The sequence below is a fragment of the Streptomyces sp. NPDC060184 genome (assembly GCF_042728795.1).
Taxonomy (GTDB): Bacteria; Actinomycetota; Actinomycetes; order Streptomycetales; family Streptomycetaceae; genus Streptomyces.
Genome location: NZ_JBHWYX010000003.1, coordinates 45,684 through 62,864 on the forward strand (window position 1 = coordinate 45,684; position 17,181 = coordinate 62,864).

15 protein-coding genes are annotated in these 17,181 nt (G+C 73.2%); 11 read left to right on the top strand and 4 right to left on the bottom strand.

Features of this window, described 5'->3' with window-relative positions:
- Positions 1–703: sensor histidine kinase (locus ACFWEE_RS03205; protein WP_386885904.1), on the top strand; the 703-nt coding region annotated here is incomplete at its 5' end.
- A gap of 64 nt (positions 704–767) precedes the next feature.
- Here the strand turns inward: ACFWEE_RS03205 and ACFWEE_RS03210 are convergent.
- On the bottom strand, positions 768–1,235 hold the full coding sequence (locus tag ACFWEE_RS03210; protein ID WP_386885906.1) for an ATP-binding protein: 468 nt from the start codon (positions 1,233–1,235) through the stop codon (positions 768–770).
- 534 nt (positions 1,236–1,769) lie between these two features.
- On the opposite strand from ACFWEE_RS03210, the gene ACFWEE_RS03215 reads away from it, so the two are divergent.
- The 5 genes from ACFWEE_RS03215 (at position 1,770) to ACFWEE_RS03235 (ending at position 5,752) form a co-directional block, all read left to right on the top strand.
- The gene (locus ACFWEE_RS03215) at positions 1,770–2,816 is read left to right on the top strand and encodes a hypothetical protein (protein ID WP_386885908.1); all 1,047 of its coding nucleotides are present in this window, start codon (positions 1,770–1,772) and stop codon (positions 2,814–2,816) included.
- Positions 2,813–3,340 carry a GNAT family N-acetyltransferase gene (locus tag ACFWEE_RS03220; RefSeq protein WP_386885909.1) on the top strand — a complete coding sequence of 176 codons (528 nt, stop codon included), beginning with the start codon at positions 2,813–2,815 and terminating at the stop codon, positions 3,338–3,340. Before ACFWEE_RS03215 ends, ACFWEE_RS03220 begins: the two co-directional genes overlap by 4 nt.
- An 84-nt stretch (positions 3,341–3,424) precedes the next feature.
- On the top strand, positions 3,425–4,525 hold the full coding sequence (locus tag ACFWEE_RS03225) for an SGNH/GDSL hydrolase family protein (protein ID WP_386885911.1): 1,101 nt from the start codon (positions 3,425–3,427) through the stop codon (positions 4,523–4,525).
- 264 nt (positions 4,526–4,789) lie between these two features.
- The gene (locus ACFWEE_RS03230; RefSeq protein WP_386885913.1) at positions 4,790–5,263 is read left to right on the top strand and encodes a hypothetical protein; all 474 of its coding nucleotides are present in this window, start codon (positions 4,790–4,792) and stop codon (positions 5,261–5,263) included.
- Positions 5,264–5,305: 42 nt separating this feature from the next.
- Positions 5,306–5,752 (top strand): hypothetical protein, encoded by a 447-nt coding sequence (locus ACFWEE_RS03235; RefSeq protein ID WP_386885915.1) that lies wholly within the window; start codon positions 5,306–5,308, stop codon positions 5,750–5,752.
- Positions 5,753–5,906: 154 nt separating this feature from the next.
- Here ACFWEE_RS03235 and ACFWEE_RS03240 read toward each other — a convergent pair whose 3' ends face one another.
- Both ACFWEE_RS03240 and ACFWEE_RS03245 read right to left on the bottom strand, forming a co-directional pair.
- Positions 5,907–6,410 (bottom strand): SUKH-3 domain-containing protein, encoded by a 504-nt coding sequence (locus ACFWEE_RS03240; protein ID WP_386886149.1) that lies wholly within the window; start codon positions 6,408–6,410, stop codon positions 5,907–5,909.
- Between the two features lie 109 nt (positions 6,411–6,519).
- Positions 6,520–7,044 carry a YwqJ-related putative deaminase gene (locus ACFWEE_RS03245; protein ID WP_386885916.1) on the bottom strand — a complete coding sequence of 175 codons (525 nt, stop codon included), beginning with the start codon at positions 7,042–7,044 and terminating at the stop codon, positions 6,520–6,522.
- 236 nt (positions 7,045–7,280) lie between these two features.
- On the opposite strand from ACFWEE_RS03245, the gene ACFWEE_RS03250 reads away from it, so the two are divergent.
- From ACFWEE_RS03250 to ACFWEE_RS03270, 5 genes are all read left to right on the top strand, one after another.
- Positions 7,281–8,258: an SMI1/KNR4 family protein gene (locus tag ACFWEE_RS03250; protein ID WP_386885918.1), complete on the top strand. Its 978-nt coding sequence runs from the start codon at positions 7,281–7,283 to the stop codon at positions 8,256–8,258.
- Positions 8,259–8,263: 5 nt separating this feature from the next.
- The gene (locus ACFWEE_RS03255; RefSeq protein ID WP_386885920.1) at positions 8,264–10,576 is read left to right on the top strand and encodes an SUKH-4 family immunity protein; all 2,313 of its coding nucleotides are present in this window, start codon (positions 8,264–8,266) and stop codon (positions 10,574–10,576) included.
- 365 nt (positions 10,577–10,941) lie between these two features.
- Positions 10,942–11,841 carry a cellulose-binding protein gene (locus ACFWEE_RS03260; RefSeq protein WP_386885921.1) on the top strand — a complete coding sequence of 300 codons (900 nt, stop codon included), beginning with the start codon at positions 10,942–10,944 and terminating at the stop codon, positions 11,839–11,841.
- 133 nt (positions 11,842–11,974) lie between these two features.
- Entirely contained in the window at positions 11,975–14,599 is a 2,625-nt protein-coding gene (locus ACFWEE_RS03265) for a valine--tRNA ligase (RefSeq protein ID WP_386885922.1), read from the top strand.
- Between the two features lie 128 nt (positions 14,600–14,727).
- Positions 14,728–14,925 carry a hypothetical protein gene (locus ACFWEE_RS03270; RefSeq protein ID WP_386885923.1) on the top strand — a complete coding sequence of 66 codons (198 nt, stop codon included), beginning with the start codon at positions 14,728–14,730 and terminating at the stop codon, positions 14,923–14,925.
- Positions 14,926–15,075: 150 nt separating this feature from the next.
- Here the strand turns inward: ACFWEE_RS03270 and ACFWEE_RS03275 are convergent, their stop codons facing one another.
- Positions 15,076–16,338 (bottom strand): MFS transporter, encoded by a 1,263-nt coding sequence (locus ACFWEE_RS03275; protein WP_386885924.1) that lies wholly within the window; start codon positions 16,336–16,338, stop codon positions 15,076–15,078.
- Between the last annotated feature and the right edge of the window lie 843 nt (positions 16,339–17,181).

Below are 17,181 nucleotides of genomic sequence, written 5' to 3' on the forward strand. Positions count from 1 at the left end.
GGGCCCCGGCCGGGCCGGGGCCGGGGGCGGCGGGCGCCCCCGGCGCCCCCCGGGGGGCGGCGCCGGCCCCGCGGGCCCCCCGGGGGGCCCGACGCCGGAGGACGGGCCGCGCCTCGGCGAGCTGGAGGCGCTGGTCGCCCAGTCGCGGCAGGCGGGCATGACCGTGGAGCTGTCGGTCGACGGCGACCCCCGCCCGTACGCCCGGCAGGTCGAGCAGACCGCGTACCGGGTGGTGCAGGAGGCGCTGACCAACGTGCACAAGCACGCGGCGGGCGCGAAGACGCGGGTACGGCTCGCGCACCGCGAGGCGGAGGTCGCGATGCAGGTGGAGAACGGCCCGTCCGACGCCACCGCCGCCGACGCCCATCTGCCGAGCGGCGGCAACGGGCTCGTCGGGATGCGGGAGCGGGTGACCGCGCTCGGCGGTGTCTTCGTCTCGGGCCCGACCGACGCGGGCGGCTTCCGGGTGTCGGCGGTGCTCCCCGACGTGCCGGTGACGGACGTGCCGGTGACGGACGCGCCGGTGGCGGACCCGATGGAGGCGGACGCGGCGGCGGCGGACGCGGCCGAGATCGCGGACGCGGACCACCCGGGGGCGGTGGCCCCCGTGGTGGTGGTGCCGGAGGTGGCCGCGGTACCGATGGAGGTGGCGCTGCCGGGGCCGGCGGCAGGCGTCCGGGGCGAGGGGGCGGAGACCGCTTAGGCGGTGTCCGGCGGGGTGCTCCGCTCGTGGGGGCGTGCCCCACCGCGAGGTCGCCACGGTCCGCTCACGGGGCCGCGGGTCCTCCTCGCGGGTCGTCCGCCTCGCGGTCGGCCTCGGCCGGGTCGATCGTCAGTTCCGCCCACACCTGCTTGCCCCAGCGGTACACCTCGGTGCCCCAGTGGTCGCTGAGCGCGTCGACCAGCACCATCCCGCGTCCTCGGGTCCCGTCGCCGTCGAAGTCCCTCCGCACCACCGGGACGCGCCGCGAGCGGTCGACCACGGCGAGCCGGACGCGGCCCTTCTCGGGCCGGGAGACGAGGACGCGGATCGACGCCAGCCGGCTGTGCAGGGCGGCGTTGGAGACCAGCTCCGTGATGACGAGGCCGGCGTCCTCGGCCAGCGGTTCCATGGCCCAGGCCGCCAGTGCGGTCCGGACGAGGCGGCGGGCGCCGGCCGCGCTCCGGGGATCGCGGGGCATGGTCTGGGAGTAGCCGGGGTGTCCGGTGGGGCGTGGTGTCGTGGTCGCAGTCATCGGGACCTCTGGGGGTGCGGGTTCCGCCCCGCCCGGGTGGATCGCGGACGGCGACGGCCGGGGCGTGTTCCGAACGTGGCGCCGTCCGCGCGGGGGCCGGACGGGCGGGGCGTCCGGAACGCGGCCCGGCTCCAGTCAACGCGCCCGCCCCCGGTGGTGAGGAGGAAAGATCCGGCGGTCCTGTGTGCCGGGGTACCGGAAATTTCGCGCAAACCGCTCACCGTCCGGGGCTCCGTCACTACCGTGGGTGGTGTGCAGGGGAATGAGCGCCTCGGCGGCGCCATGCGGGAAGGCGGTTTCACCCAGGCCGAGTTGGCCGATTCGGTGAACGCGCGGTTGATCGAACTGGGGCACGGCGGCACGGTCAGTGATCGAACGGTCCGCAACTGGCTGACCGGCAGGACGAGTTGGCCTCATCCTCGGCAACGTGAGGCGTTGGAAGCAGTATTCGGCTGCCGGGCCGAGGAGCTCGGTTTCCGTCCGCCTGCCGGACGGCGCGCCCGCCGCGGTCCGGCCACCGCATCGGAGTCCCCCGTGAACCGCAGGCGCTTCCTCACCGCGGCGGCGACCGCCGCCGCGGCCACCGCGGTGACCGCCACCACGACCGGTACCTCCGTCGCCGCGTCGGCGCCCTTCGCCGCGTCGGCCCCGTGCGCCGGGGCCGCGCCCCGGGTGGGTACGTCCGACGTGCTGGTCCTCCGCGACGGCCTGGACGCGCTGACGGCCCTGGACGACTTCCGGGGAGGTCACACGGGGCTGGAAGGGGCGGCCCTGGCCGGGGCGGCCCGGGCGCTGGAGAAGCAGCGGCTCGGGGCCACCCAGCGCATCCGGCTCCGCCTCTTCTCCGTGGCCGCCGAGTACACGGCCACGGCGGCCTGGTCCGCCCTGGACGCCGGGCGGAGCGACCGGGCGCACGCCCTGCTGGGGAAGGCCCTGTACCTGGCGGGGATGGGGCAGGACCCGGTGACGGAGCTGCGGGTCTGGAACTCGTACGCGATGCTCGCGCGCCAGCGGGGCGAGTACGGCGAGGCGCTCGACTCCGGTCTGGCGGCCCAGGCGACGGGCATCACGAAGCGGGATCCGGTGTTCGCCTCGCTGGCCCACGCGCGTACCGCCGTCGGGTACGCGTACCTCGGCGAGCGGCAGGCCGCCCTGCGCTCCCTCGGGTACGCCCGGGAGGCGATGGTCAAGGCGGGTGCCGGGCCGCGGGTGCGCTGGATGGCCTTCTACGGGCCGGCCGAGTTGGCCGCGATCACCGCCGTCGTCCTGGACCGGATCGGTGACCACGCCGGGGCGGAGGCCGCTTCCCACCGGGCGCTGGCCGCGATCCCGGAGCAGTTCCGGCGGAACCGGGCGCTGGCGACCACCCGGCTCGCGCTCGCCCAGCTCCACCAGCGCGACGTCGATCAGGCGTGCGCGACCGCGTCGAGGGTCTTCGCGCTGATGTCCGGATCGCCGATACCCGGGCGGATGCGGTCCCTCCTCGGGGAGTTCCGCCGTGCGGTGATCATTCTTGCGCCGGACGCGAGCGCCGGTCGAGAGTGGGCCGACCGCTACCGGTCCGAAGGGAGTCGAGCGTGAACGCTTTCCGGCCGGAGGTCCGCCACTTCACCCATGAGGACCTTCCGGAGATCCGCCAGGCCCTGCTGGACGTCCACCGGGACGCCTACGCGGACGCCATGGACGACGGGTTCAACCAGCGCTTCCCCTGGTTCGTGGACCACTGGGGCGGCCACCCGGAGTTCGCCTGCGTGATCGCCTTCGACGCGGACGAGCCGGTGGCCTTCGCGTACGGGGCTCCGGGGCGCCCGGGCAAGGAGTGGTGGCGCGAACACGTCGATCCGGCACCGGAGAAGGACCGCACCTTCTCCTACTCCGAGCTGGCCGTGGTCACGAAGTTCCGGCGGACGGGTACGGCGGAGCTGGTGACGCGGGCCCTTCTCGACAGCCGGGGCGAGGACCTGGCGGTACTGCTCGTGGACACCGGACACCCGCGCGTCCAGGCGCTGTACGAGTCCTGGGGCTTCCGGAAGGTCGGTCAGCAGCGGCCGTTCGCGGACGCGCCGGTGTTCGCGGTGCTGCTGGCCGAGCTGCCGCTGGGCTGAAATGCGCGGTGGCTGTGCGTAGTTGAATGCGCGCACCGCGTAGTATCCGGAGTTCGCTTCCCCGTCCTCCGGAAGGAACCCCGCGTGCGCAAGACCGCTGCCGCCGCGCTCGTCGCGCTCGGCCTGTGGGTGACGGCCGCCGCCCCGGCCGCCCCCGCCCCGGCCGCTCCCGGCCCCGCTGCCGCGCCCGTCGCCCCCGCGCCGGTGGAGACCGTGTTCATCGGCGACTCCTCCACCGCCAACTTCGGCATCGCCCCCACGCGGGGCCCCGCCGGATGCCTGCGGTCCGCCGCGAACTACCCGGTCGAGGTCGTCGAACGGCTCGCCCCGGCGGGTGTCCGGCTCGACGTACGGGCGGACGTGTCCTGCGGGGGCGCCCGCATCCGTGACGTGTGGGAGGCGCAGAGCTTCGCGCCGTCCGGTGGGGAGCGGGCCGGTGAGGAACGGGCCGGTGGTGAGCGGGTCGCCCCGCAGGAGTCCGCGCTCGGGCCCGGCACCGGGCTGGTGGTCGGCAGCCTCGGCGGCAACACCGCCGGGGTCGCGAGCATCCTCAAGCAGTGCTCGCGGCGGCTCCGGGGCGCCGAGGGGCTGATGATGCCCGCCGACCCGGTCGACGCGGCCTCGCCGCCCTCCGCGTGCGCCGCGTACTTCCAGGGGGAGGGGGCACGGTGGCTCGCCGGGCGTATGGCCGCCGTCCGGCAGGACCTGCGCCGGATGTTCGGCCGGGTGAAGGCCGAGTCCCCGAACGCCCGGGTGGTGCTGGTCGGTTACCCCCGGCTCGTACCCGCCGACACCGGCCGGTGCCTCGCGGAGGTTCCGGGCGGCTCGGAGAAGCCGTTCGCGGACATCGGGCAGGACGCCCTGACGTTCCTGGACACCGGTGTGCAGCGGCCCCTCGGCGCGCTCATGAGGGAGGCGGCGGAGGAGGCGGGGGCGACGTACGTCGACCTCTACGCCCGGACCGGTGCCACCACCGGGTGCGACGGGGCCCGGCGCGGTATCGGCGCCCTGCTGGAGAGCTCCGAGGTGAGCTACGGGGGGCGCGAACTCCCCTGGTACGTCCACCCGAACCGCACCGGTCGAGACCTCCAGGCGGCTGCGGTCGCGGAGGCGGTCGAGGGGCTGCTCGGGGCGCAGGTGGCCCCTGGGTGGAGAGAAGGTGAGCGACGCCCCTCGGAACTCTGAAGTCAGTCGTCCGTGATGGCGACGGCAGGGTGGCGCGCGCCATCATCGTGAAGCATCTTCCAGCGGGAGACGATCCCTGGCCGGGCGGTGCCGAAGATCTGCTGAGGAAGCATTCCGGACTGCCGGATCTCTACTGGGTTCAGCTGGAGGGCCCGTTCGCCGTGGAGGCCGCGGTGAGCGTTCTCACGGTGTCCGTGGGCCTTTGAATCCCGTACCGGCCCGGAGACCGGGTGCCGGGTGCCGGGCGTCGGAGAGGCCGCTGCCATGGCCGGGAGAGCCGGACGACAGAAGGGCTGGGAGGGAATGGGCTACGTCACTGATCTCTGGGAGATGGGCCGGGCTCCGTATCGGAACGGCTTGTACAGGGCGGACGATTCGGTCCGCGCCATCGAGGTCGACGGCCCCGATCTTTCGGTGTTCCGTCTCGGGCCGCTGGAGGACTTCGATCTCCCGGGGGTGAAGGAGAGGAGAGAAACGACGACCCTCATGTTCAACCCGGGGTGTTGCCTCGAACTGCCCGGCCGGTCCGGATTCGTCTGCGGTGGAGAGGGCTCGCTCGGGGCGGACGGATTCTTCGCCCGACTGGCCGCCGACAGGAGTCTGGTGTGGGTGGCCTCCATGGAGAACGCGAATCCGTTCGAGCGGGTGGAGATCGAGGGTTGGACGGCGCGTTTCTTCAACAACCTGGGGAATTCCGTCGTCGTCGACTTCCGGGACCCGGCCTTCGACGTGCGCTGAGGAATGACGGGACGTCCGGAACGCGGCCGAGGGGAGGGCGACATGACGGTCCATCGCATCGAAGAGGCGTGGAGAGCCGGGGAAGTGCCTTACCGTGACGGGCTCTACCGGCCGGACGACACCGGCGTGGAGCTGCTGTTCGACGGTCCGGGGGCGTACCACCCGGAGGCGGGGCAGCCGCTCCGGTGGCGCGTCGGGGGGCCGTTGGACGTGACCCGCGTTCTGGCCGAACACGGCACCGGCGAGGTGGAGGTCAACGACGAGAGTCCGCTGCCGGACGGATCGGGGTGGCTGTCGGTCGGCGACCTGGGGTTGGGCCACACCGCCTGCCTCGCCCGCCTCCGTCCCGACCGCACCTTGCGGTGGGTCGTCTGCTCGACCCTGTCCAACCCGTTCGTCCGGGTGCGCTGCGAGGGCCGAAAGGCGATCGTCACCAACGACTGGCGCAATCTGCTCACCCTGGACCTCGACGCCCTTCCCTTCCCCTGATTCCGCCCGGAGGCGGCCCGGAGGCGGCCCGGAGGCGGCCCGGAGGCGGCCCGGAGGCGGCCCGGAGGCGGCCCGGAGGCGCCGGGGCCGCTGGGGCCGCTGGGCGGTGTCCGGCGGCGCGGCGCGGTGGAGGCGACTCCTGTCGACCGGGGCCTCAGCCCGATGTCAGCCGGGTCGGCTGGATGCCCGTGAGGAGGGTGTTCAGGGCCCGGTCGATGTCCGCGCCGAGGAACCAGTCGCCGGTGTGGTCGATGCTGTAGACGCGGCCCTCGGTGTCCATGGCGAGGACCGCCTGCCCCTCGCTCTCCTGGCCCAGGGGGCTGATCTCGGTCTCCAGGGCCCGGCCGAGGTCGCCGAGGGTGCGGGCGAGGTGGAGGCCGCCGAGCGGATCGATCCGCACGGAGGCGGGGACGATCTGCCGGCCGGGTCCGGGCGCGGGGATGTGCAGGTTGCCGAACTCCGCCCATGCCTCGACCACCGCCGGGAACACCGCGTGCTCGTGGCCCGCCGGTGAGGTGTGGGCGCGCAGAGCGTCGGCCCACTCCTCGGCCTGCCGGATGATCCAGCGGCCGGGCTCCCAGCCCGCCGCGCGCAGGGCCTTCTCGACGACGGGGGTGAAGCGGGTGCTGTGGTCGCGGACCGGGTCGTGCCGGCTCAGGTCGTGCTGCCCCGGAATGGGCCGGACCGGATCGTGCTGATGCGGGTCCTGCCGGCTCAGGTCCTGCCGGCTCGGGTTCTGGTGGCTCAGGTTCTGCACGGGGACGCCGTCAGCCCTTCTCGGCCGTGGTGGCCGTGCCGTCGGCGGTGAGGTCGACGGGGCGTACCCCGAAGTGGGCGAGCATCACGGCGCAGGAGCGGCAGGGGGCCGCGTAGCTTCCGTGCCGGGGGTCGCCGTCCTCGCGGATGTGGCGGGCGGTGAGGCGGCCGTGCTTGAGCGCGCGCCGGGCTTCGCCGCTGGTGAGGGGTTTGCGCTGGGCGCGCTTGGAGCGGGTCCCCTCGGCTGCGGTGAGCTGCCGGGAGAGGAGTATCGCCTCGGGGCAGCGGCCGGTGAAGCGTTCGCGCTGGCTGGTGGGGAGGGTGTCCAGGAAGTCCTGGACGAGGTGGTGCAGGACGGGTGGCTGGTCCCCCTTGCCCGCGGTGCAGGTGAGCGTCTCCCCGCGTACGGACAGCGCGGCGGCCACGGCCGGCAGGATGCCGTCGCGGCGGTGGAGCAGCCGGGGGATGCGGTTGGAGTCGGTGGTGCTCCAGCTGAGGCGCGGGTCCCCGGAAGTGACTGTATGTACGTCGTGCATGGTGTCGATTTCCTCCCGTGCAATCCCCCGAGTTGCGGGGGACAGCCTGCCAAATGTGTCGGACGGTGGGGAAGCTGGGGCGGTATTGGGGGCAGCGTGTCGCTCAAAGCCGCCCAACCGTCGCTCTTCCGTCACCTCGATGTGACGGTCGGTGACGGCCGGGAAAGGAGCGGTCCTGCCTGGTGCGCCACCGCTTAGGCTGTGGGGAACACCGGACGCAGCAGGGGGCAACCGCCATGACGACAGGTCGGCTCGGGCAGCAAGCCGCGCCACCGAACGCGGCCTACGCCGGGCAGGTCGTGCACTTCCCGGACCCGGTCCGGGCGTCGCGCCACCCGAGAGGGGTGCGGATCGACGCGAACGGTCATCCGGACTTCTCCCCGTACGCGCGCGCGGCGGCGGAGATCGCCGATCCCCCGGAGGGTTTCGGCATCGACGAACTCCGGCTCACCGACTACGTGTCGGCGAACGCGGCGCTGGCGGCGGCCGGGCACGAGCTGTGGGACACGATTCCCTCCGTCGCGACCCCGCACGGCTGGACCTGGCACCACGTGTCGGGCAGCCGCCGGATGGAGCTCGTACCGGTCGACGTGAAGCCGCTGCTGCGCCACCACGCCGGTCTGTCGACGGCCCCGGTGGACCACGAGCGGCGCGGCACGCGGCCCTTGCAGGGCACCCGGCCCGCGCACTTCCGGCTGCCGAAGGGCGCCGTCGCGGTGTCCGAGCAGCAGATCCTCGGCGCCGAGGAGGACTTGGGGTACCGGCTGCCGGGCGCGTACCGCTCGTTCCTGAAGGCGGCGGGCGGCTCCGCCCCGGTCGGCACCGCGCTCGACCCCGAACTGGGGCTCCTGGTGGACCAGCCGTTCTTCACGGTGCGCGAGGAGGCGGCGGTCAACGACCTCGTCTACGTCAACAAGTGCCTGCGGGACCACTTCACCAAGGACTTCCTGGGCATCGCGTTCGTCCAGGGCGGTCTGCTGGCGGTGAAGGTGAAGGGGAGCGGCATCGGTTCGGTCTGGTTCTGCGCCTACGACGACGCGCGCGACCGGAACGACCTGACGGTGCAGGAGCGGTCGGAGCGGCTGCTGCTGCCGTGCGGTGCGGACTTCGACGCGTTCCTCCAGCGCCTTGCGGGCAGCCCGCAGGAGCTGGAGACGGTGGCGAACCTGATGGTGGACGGCGGCTTCGCGCGTGCCGTCCCGGTGGAGGGCTGAGCGCGATGGTGACGTTCGCACAGGCGCAGGAGCGGGCCGACGAGTGGGTCAACGGTGACGTGCCCGCCTACCAGCACCGGGAGGTGCGGGTCCGCGAGTTCGGTCTGGGCTTCGTGGTGTGGGCCGAGGACCGCCCCGAGGGCCCCGTCTCGGACGGCGGCCGGCAGCGGCTGGTCATCGCCCGCGACAGCGGCGAGGCCACCCTGTGGCCGGGCCTTCCGGTGGGCGAGGTGATACGGCGTTACGAGGAGGAGTACGGCTCCCCGCAGGACGCGGCGCCCGCCCCCCAGGCGCCCGCGCGCATCGACCTGAACCAGACCTCCTTCCTGCTGACGCCGCCGGAATGGCTCCAGGAAGCGGCCGACAAGCTGGGCATTCCGGACGGCAGGCGCGAGCAGCCGTCCGACGCGGCTGCCGAGGATGCCGCTGCCGGTGGGGCTTCCGCGGGTGGCTCGGCTGCCGGTGGTGCCGCTGCCGGTGGTTCGGGTGCCGGTGGTTCGGGTGGCGTGAGCGACGCGGTGCCGTCGGTGCCGTCCGCCCGGCCCGCCCCGCAGGAGCCCGAGGACCACGAGCCGACCGCCTCGGACGGGGTACCCGCGACGGGTTCCCCGGCCGCCCCGCCCGTACCGGACGGTGCGACGCCGTGGGCCGGTACGGACACCAACCGCGGCTCGGACGACGCGGCGGTCCCGCTGCCCGCCACGGTGTTCGCCCCGCCGCTCTCGGGCGCCGACGACGAGGGCGCGCCCGCGCCGAACGTTCCGGCCGACGCCCCGACCGCGCTGATCCCGGGCGGCACGCCGCCGCCCAGGCCGGGGCCGGGCACCCCTCCCGACGCGCAGGACATCGCGGACGCGGCGACCAGCAAGGCCGTGGCCCCGCCGCGTGCCCCGCGCCCCAGCACGGTGCCCCCGCCGCCGAGCGCCCCGGGCATCCCGGGCGTACGTCCCGTCGCGCCCCCGCCGGTCTCGGGCCCGGGTGCGCCCGGTGTGCCCGCCGCCGGTTACGTACCGACGCAGCTGGCTCCCGCGGTCGGCGGCCCGGGTGCGCCGCAGCCGCCGACGCCGCCGGGTCCGCCCGCGCCTCCCGGTCCGCCCGCGCCTCCCGGTCCGCCCGCGCAGCCCGGTGTTCCGGCGCCGCCCGGTCCGCCCGCCCCGCCCGCGCCTCCTGGTCCGCGCGGTGACGTGCACCATGCCGAGACGGTGTTCGCCGCGCCGCCGGTCGGTCCTCCGGTGGGTCCTCCCGTCCCGCCGCCCGGGGTGCCCGGCGTCCCCGGGGTGCCGGGGCCTTCCCCCGTACCCCCGCCGCCGCCCGCGTACGGGTACCCGCAGCAGCCCGCCCAGCCGCCGGCCGTGGGGCCCGGCTACCAGGCGGTGCTGCGGTACCGCGCGCCCGACGGCAGCGAGCAGCAGCTCATCCGGCGTTCGGCGCCGGGCACTCCGCACCCGGAGTGGCAGATGCTCTACGAGCTGCGGGGCATGAACGTGCCGCCCCAGCAGGTCATCGAGCTCCACACCGAGCTGGAGTCCTGCGAGCTGCCCGGTGGCTACTGCGCGCGGATGATCCGCGAGATGTGGCCGCAGGTGCGGATCACCAGCGTCGCCCCGTACGGCACCGACCACGCGAGCCGTCAGCAGGGCATGCGGCACCTCCTCACCCACCAGGGCGAACTGCACCAGGTGGCGGACGGCCCGGCGCGGCCCGCCCCGGTGCGGGCGCCGCTGCCGCCCGTGCAGCCCGCGCCGCCGGTCGGTCCGGAAGGGGTGGCGGAGGAACTGCTCCAGGCGTTCGGCCCGCAGGGCGTGCTCCGCTTCGACGAGCGGGCCGTGTCCCGGCAGGGTGTGCCGGAGGCGGTGGGCCGGACCCTGGTCTGGGCGGGGCTGCCCGCCGATTTCGGGCCGTTCTTCTGGGCCCAGCCCGGCCAGCCGGTCGTGCCGACCCTCGCGGAGCTGGCCGCGCAGCGCCAGGTGCGGCCCGCGCCGGACGCGGGGGCGTACCTCGTGATGGGCACGGACTTCGGCCGGGCGATCTGCGTCCAGTACGGCACGGCGAACATCGTCGCGGTGCCCGTGGAGGCCGGTCCGGGCGGGCAGTCGGTGCTGCCGCAGTTCGTGAACACGGGGCTGCCGGAGTTCGTCCGGTGCATGGCCCTGCTCGGCCGGATGTGGCGGCTGCGGTACGGACTGAACCCGGAGCAGGCCGGCCGCTGGACCGTCGACTTCCAGGCGGCCCTGGCGGCGCTGGACCCGGCGGCGCTGGCGTCGCCGGAGAGCTGGTGGTCGGTGCTGCTGGAACAGATGTGGGACGGCCTGATCTGACGCGCTCGATCCGGCGGCCTGAACCGAAGGCCTGATCCGGCGGCCTGATCCGGCGGCCTGATCCGGCGGCCTGAACCGACGGCGTGAGTCGATCACTCGGTCCGGTGGCTCGATCCGGTGCCTCGTGGGCCCGGGACGCCCGCCCCTCGAACTCTCCGTTCGAAGGGGCGGGCGTTCTCGCGTGTCCGGCCCGGTTCGGCCGGGTATCCCTTGGGGTGTTTGCGGTGGGCGTTCGCGGACGCCGCCGGGCTGTGACGCCGGTCGCTTCCGTCCGGAAAGCGGCTGATCGATTCCGACTTCCGGCCCAATTGCCGCATCCTTGACCTCAGGATCGATGGCGGCGTGCGGAAGAGAGGGCTTCAGGGATGAGTGCTGCACCGGTGTCCGGACATGGCTTCGTGGGGGGACGAGGACGTGGCTACCGCCCGGAGCAGGTGGATCGTTTCGTCGCCGCACTCGCGGCGGAGCGGGACGCGGCCCTGGACGAGCTCTCCCGGCTGACCGCTCTCGCGGAGGAGCTGGCGGCCGAGTCGGCCCGGCTGAACGAGCAGGTCGCGGGCCTCGCCCCGCAGACGTACCAGGAGCTGAGCGAGCGCGCCCGGTCCATACTCGCCCTCGCCGAGGAGGAGGCGGCCGAGTCCGGCGCCGCCGCCCAGGAGGCCGCACAGGCGGTGCGGGACGCGGCCGAGGCCGCCGGGCGCGAGGCGCGGGACGCCGCCCGCGCGCACGCCGGGAAGGCGCGGGCCCAGGCCGGGGAGGACGCCGAACGCGTCCTCGCCGAGGCCCGCCGGGCGGCGGCGGACCTCCTCGCGCGGGCGGGCGAGGACGCCGCGCGCATCCGGGCGGAGGGCGAGGAGCTGATGGCCCAGACCCGTGCCCGTACGTCCAGCGTCCTCGCCCACCAGGAGCAGGAGCACGCCGAGCGCGGCAAGGTCGCCGAGGCCGAACTCCTCGCACGTGAAACGCAGCTGACGGAACGTCATGACGCTCTGATGGGGCGCGCGGACGCCGTCCTCGCGGCGGCGCGGCGCGGGCGCGCGGACGCCGAGGAGGCCGCGCGGCACAGCCAGGAGGACGCGGAGGCCCGCGCGGCCGAACTCTTCTCGGACGCCCGTGTGCGCGAGGAGCGGGTGGTCCGCGAGACCGACCGCATACTGCGTGAACACGAGGTGAGCCGCGACGAGTTGCACGCCCGTATGACGCACGTGCGCAATTCGCTCGCGGCGCTCACGGGACGGGTGACGGCCCCGCCGCCGGAGGGATGAGGGGAAGGGCGCGGGTCCGGCGGTCCCGTGCCCCGGTGGAGGAAAGGCGGGTCCGGCCGGGGGGAGGGCGGGTGCGGCGGGCGACCCCGGTGGGGCCAGGCGTCCGAAGGGGCCGGGCCATAGGATGGTCGTCGTGACCGACAACACTCAGCAGCAGACAGCGCCCGCCACCGAACTGCCGACCCAGTACACGCCGGCCGAGGTGGAGGGGCCGCTGTACGAGCGCTGGGTGGAGCGCGGGTACTTCGAGGTGGACGCGGAGAGCGAGAAGCCGCCGTACACGATCGTCATCCCGCCGCCGAACGTCACCGGGTCGCTCCACCTGGGCCACGCCTTCGAGCACACGCTGATCGACGCCCTCACCCGCCGCAAGCGGATGCAGGGCTACGAGTCGCTGTGGCAGCCCGGCATGGACCACGCCGGCATCGCCACCCAGAACGTCGTCGAGCGCGAGCTCGCCAAGGAAGGCAAGTCCCGTCACGACCTGGGGCGCGAGGCCTTCGTCGAGCGCGTCTGGGAGTGGAAGGCCGAGTCCGGCGGGCAGATCGCCGGCCAGATGCGACGCCTCGGTTCGGGCCTGGCCTGGAGCCGGGACCGCTTCACCATGGACGAGGGCCTGTCCCGGGCCGTCCAGACCGTCTTCAAGAAGATGTTCGACGACGGCCTGATCTACCGCGCCGAGCGCATCATCAACTGGTGCCCGCGCTGTCTGACGGCCATCTCCGACATCGAGGTCGACTACCAGGACGACGACGGCGAGCTCGTCTCCATGACGTACGGCGAGGGGGACGACACCATCGTCGTCGCCACGACCCGTGCCGAGACGATGCTCGGCGACACCGCCGTCGCCGTCCACCCCGACGACGAGCGCTACGCCCACCTCGTCGGCAAGCGGATCAAGCTGCCGCTGACCGACCGCACGATCCCGGTGGTCGCCGACACCCACGTCGACCCGGAGTTCGGCACCGGAGCCGTCAAGGTCACGCCCGCCCACGACCCGAACGACTTCGCCATCGGCCAGCGCCACGACCTCGAATCGATCGAGGTCCTGGACGAGCGCGGCATCATCACGGCCCACGGTCCGTTCGAGGGGCTCGACCGCTTCGAGGCCCGCTCGGCCATCGTCGCCGCGCTGCGGGCCGAGGGCCGGATCGTCGCGGAGAAGCGTCCGTACGTCCACTCCGTCGGCCACTGCTCGCGCTGCAAGACGACGCTGGAGCCCCGGCTGTCCCTGCAGTGGTGGGTGAAGGTCGAAACGCTCGCCAAGGCCGCCGGCGACGCGGTCCGCGACGGCCGCGTCGACATCCACCCCGCCGAACTCTCGCAGCGGTACTTCGACTGGGTCGACAACCTCAACGACTGGTGCATCTCACGGCAGCTGTGGTGGGGGCACCGGATTCCCGTCTGGCACGGCCCGGACGGCGAGACCGTCTGCGTCGGCCCCGACGAGCAGCCGCCGACGGGTGAGGGCTGGACGCAGGACACCGACGTCCTCGACACGTGGTTCTCGTCCGGACTGTGGCCGTTCTCGACGATGGGCTGGCCGGAGCGGACGCCCGACCTGGCGAAGTTCTACCCGAACTCCGTCCTGGTCACCGGCTACGACCTGATGTTCTTCTGGGTCGCGCGGATGATGATGTTCGGCCTGTACGCGATGGACGGAGAAGTCCCCTTCCGTACCATCGCGTTCCACGGCATGGTCCGCGACGAGTTCGGCAAGAAGATGTCGAAGTCCTTCGGGAACACGGTCAATCCGCTGGACTGGATGGACAAGTACGGCTCCGACGCGCTGCGTTTCACCCTCGCGCGTGGCGCCAACCCCGGTACGGACGTGCCGATCGGCGAGGACTGGGTCCAGGCGTCCCGCAACTTCGCCAACAAGATCTGGAACGCCACCCGGTTCGCGTTGATGAACGGCGCGACCGTCGAGGGCGAACTCCCCCCGGCGGAGCAGCTGTCGGCCACGGACCGCTGGATCCTGTCCCGCCTGAACACGGTCGTGGCCGAGGCGGACGCGTACTACGACGACTACCAGTTCGCGAAACTCGCCGACTTCCTCTACCACTTCGCGTGGGACGAGGTCTTCGACTGGTACGTCGAGCTGTCCAAGACGACGTTCTTCGCGGGCGGCGACGCGGCCAAGGCATCGGCCCGCGTCCTGGGCGAGGTCCTGGACGTGACGCTCCGGCTGCTGCACCCCGTCGTCCCGTTCGTGACGGACACCCTGTGGACGACGCTCACCGGGCGCGAATCCGTCGTGGTCGCCGACTGGCCGGCGGACAGCGGATTCCGCGACGCGGAGGCCGAGGCGGAGATCGAGAGCCTCCAGCGGGTCATCACCGAGGTCCGCCGCTTCCGCTCCGACCAGGGCCTCCAGCCCGGCCAGAAGGTCCCGGCCCGCCTGGACCTGTCGGGTACGCGGCTCGCCGCCCACGAGGCCGCCATCCGCCAACTCCTGCGCCTCCAGCCGGAAGGCGACGGCTTCAACGCCACCGCGACGCTCCCGGTCGCCGGTGCCACGGTCGCGCTCGACCTGTCCGGTGCGATCGACGTCGTGGCCGAGCACAAGCGGCTGACGAAGGACCTCGCGGCGGCCGAGAAGGAGAAGGCCCAGGCGCTCGGCAAGCTCGGCAACGAGGCGTTCATCGCGAAGGCCCCGGACAACGTGGTCGAGAAGATCCGTACCCGGCTGGCGAAGGCCGAGGAGGACATCGTCCGGCTGCGGAACCAGATCGACAGCCTGCCGCCGGCGCCGTAGTCGTCGTAGGCGGCAGGTGGGGGAGCCCCGGGCGCGCACCGTCCGGGGCTCCCCGCGCGCCGGGCCCACGAGTTGGTCCTGTGTGTGGACCGCTTCCGCGGGCCGGGGCCGTCGTTGATGATGTCCGGGTGGCCACCAACCTCGTCAGCATGCTTGTCTCGGTCTTCGGCGTCCTCGGCAGCGTGCTGCTGCTCCACGTCTCCGTCGACGACTACCGCTCCGGGGCGTCCTCCCTCTGGATCTGGAGCAGCGCGGTGATCCTCCTCGGTTCCCTGTACGCGCTCGTGAAGGACGTACGGCAGCTCCGCACCGGGCCGACCGCCTGACGGGCGTCGCTCGGCCCCGGGGCCACGGCTTCCATCTTCTCCGGCCTCTCCCGCCCCACCGCAGAACCGACCGCCGGGGTCCAACGTCCCTTGTCGGTGCAGCTGTTCTGCCGGTTACGGGCCGTGCGGGTGCGGGTGCGGGTGCGACACCTACGACGTGGCCGTTCCGTCGACCTCGGCGGCGGCCCCCTGCCGCGGCCGGGTCCGCGCGCCCCAGCGGGCGAGCGGGGGGCCGGCCGCGCCGAGCGCCGCGAAGAACAACGCCAGCAGCAGCCATCCCGTCGTGCCGAGGCCGAGCACCACCGTGGTGAGGATCGCGGGGGCGAGAGCCTGGCCGGCGCTGAAACCGAGGCCGAAGAGCCCTTGGTACTGACCCTGGGCGTGGTCGGGCGCGAGACCGAAGCCCAGGGCAAAGGCCGCCGAGGACTCCCAGACCTCGCCCAGACTGTGGACGAAGACCGCCGCCAGGATCACTCCCGCCGCCGCCCAGACCGGGATGAAGGCGGCCAGCGCCATCATCGGGCAGCTGACGAGGAAGAGCAGCCCCGCGGTGCGGAACGCCCTGCCGCCGTCGTGCGGGGTTTCGACACGGGAGCCGATCCTGGTCTGCGTCAGGACGCAGAAGGCGGCGTTGACGGCGAACAGGGCCGCCACCGTCCAGCGCGGCGCTTCGGTGTGCTCCGAGATCCAGATCGGCAGGAGCAGGGAGACGACCGGGTACTGCAGTCCCATCGCCCCGTAGAGGGCGGTGAACGTCAGGAACGGGCGGTCCGCGAGAGCGAGCCGGCGCCCCTGCCGGGGCGGCGCCGCCCGCACCGGAAAGCGGGGCAGCAGGAGCAGGAGCGCCGCGCAGAGGGCGAAGCTCGCCGCGTTGCCGAGGATCAGCGCGACGTAAGCGCCACGGGAGTCGGCCGCCAGCGCCAGGCCCGCACCCACCGTTCCGAGGACGACGCCCAGGTTGACGAAGGTGCGCAGCTTCGCCCGGAACCGGGCCGGGCGGTCGCCCCCGACCCGGACCACCAGAGTGCCCCAGGCCGCCCCGCCCGCCGCCGCGGCGATCTGGTCGACCGTCGCGACGACGGCGAGCGCGGTCCCGCTCCTGACCAGGACGAGGGCGGTCATCGACAACGCCTGGGCTGCCAGGGCCAGCATCATGACCGGGCGGGCACCGCGCCGGTCGGCGAGATGCCCGCCGGGTATCCCGGCGCACAGGCCGATCACTCCGGCGATGGTGAGCGCGGCGCCGACCTCCGCCGCGGGCAGGCCCACGACCTGGGTGAAGTAGAGCGCCGACGCCGCGTTGAACAGACCGTTGCCGACCCGGTTGGTGAAACTGGCGGCGATCAGTACCCGCTCCGGCCCGTTGCCGCCCGCCATGTGACGTATGCGCCCCGCCCAACGACCCTTGATCATGGGCGGAACGCTAGCCCGTGCCCGACCCCGCGCGTCGGGCGGCCGGTGCCCGGTGCGGCACCTCGGGAACGAGTGGCGGCGCGGTGCACCGTGGCCGGGGTCGCTGAGGATCGGGTTTTAGTTCAGTCGCGACCAGGCGCAGATGAATGGGCACTTGATGGCACGGGTGCACCTCCGCCAAAGACCCGGTGTCATGATGTCAAAAGGGCGTTGCGGTGCGGCGTTGGCCTCTGCCCGTGGAGAGTGTTACGGAGTGTCAGGCGCATCCCTGGGCTGGCAGGGAATTCTGGAAACTTGCGCTACACGACGTGGGAAGGCCGGCAGACCGCATAACATCGTGTGCACGGACGTCTGACGGCGTTTCACCCTCCTTCGCGCTAGCGGAAGGAGGTGATAACCCATGTCAGGAGATGAACAGCCGGGCTGGAGTGCCCTGGCCTTGCTTGTCGCGCTACTTCAATTGGCCGTTGATGTAGCGCAGGCCCTGGGCAACTCCTAGCCCGGCGTCCGCAACGGAGGGAGTCACCGAGTATGTGGGTGGCTCCCTCTCCATGTGGATCAGCAACCCAACGCACTGCGGAGTGCGCTAATCCTGTGTCTCATCATGCCACGTGAATTCCCCTTCGCGCGGTGACGTTACAACTTTCCTTGTAGTGATTCCGATGGCATTCCCCCCAGCATTCCCATGTCGAATCCTGCGATCAACGTCCCCCTGAGAGCCGCTGATCGTTGTACGGAGCGCTCCGTACGGTGCGCTCCGTACGGATGCGGACGTCGGGTCGGCGAGATCCGTGAGCTGGATCTTCCCGGGCGAAGTCCCGTCCGTGGCGCTCCTGCCCGAGG

Coding starts and splice junctions, on each gene's coding strand:
- ACFWEE_RS03245 (WP_386885916.1), bottom strand. CDS start 7,044: ATGCACGACGTACATACAGTCACTTCCGGGGACCCGCGCCTCAGCTGG.
- ACFWEE_RS03250 (WP_386885918.1), top strand. CDS start 7,281: ATGACGACAGGTCGGCTCGGGCAGCAAGCCGCGCCACCGAACGCGGCC.
- ACFWEE_RS03255 (WP_386885920.1), top strand. CDS start 8,264: ATGGTGACGTTCGCACAGGCGCAGGAGCGGGCCGACGAGTGGGTCAAC.
- ACFWEE_RS03210 (WP_386885906.1), bottom strand. CDS start 1,235: ATGACTGCGACCACGACACCACGCCCCACCGGACACCCCGGCTACTCC.
- ACFWEE_RS03230 (WP_386885913.1), top strand. CDS start 4,790: ATGGCCGGGAGAGCCGGACGACAGAAGGGCTGGGAGGGAATGGGCTAC.
- ACFWEE_RS03260 (WP_386885921.1), top strand. CDS start 10,942: ATGAGTGCTGCACCGGTGTCCGGACATGGCTTCGTGGGGGGACGAGGA.
- ACFWEE_RS03235 (WP_386885915.1), top strand. CDS start 5,306: ATGACGGTCCATCGCATCGAAGAGGCGTGGAGAGCCGGGGAAGTGCCT.
- ACFWEE_RS03275 (WP_386885924.1), bottom strand. CDS start 16,338: ATGATCAAGGGTCGTTGGGCGGGGCGCATACGTCACATGGCGGGCGGC.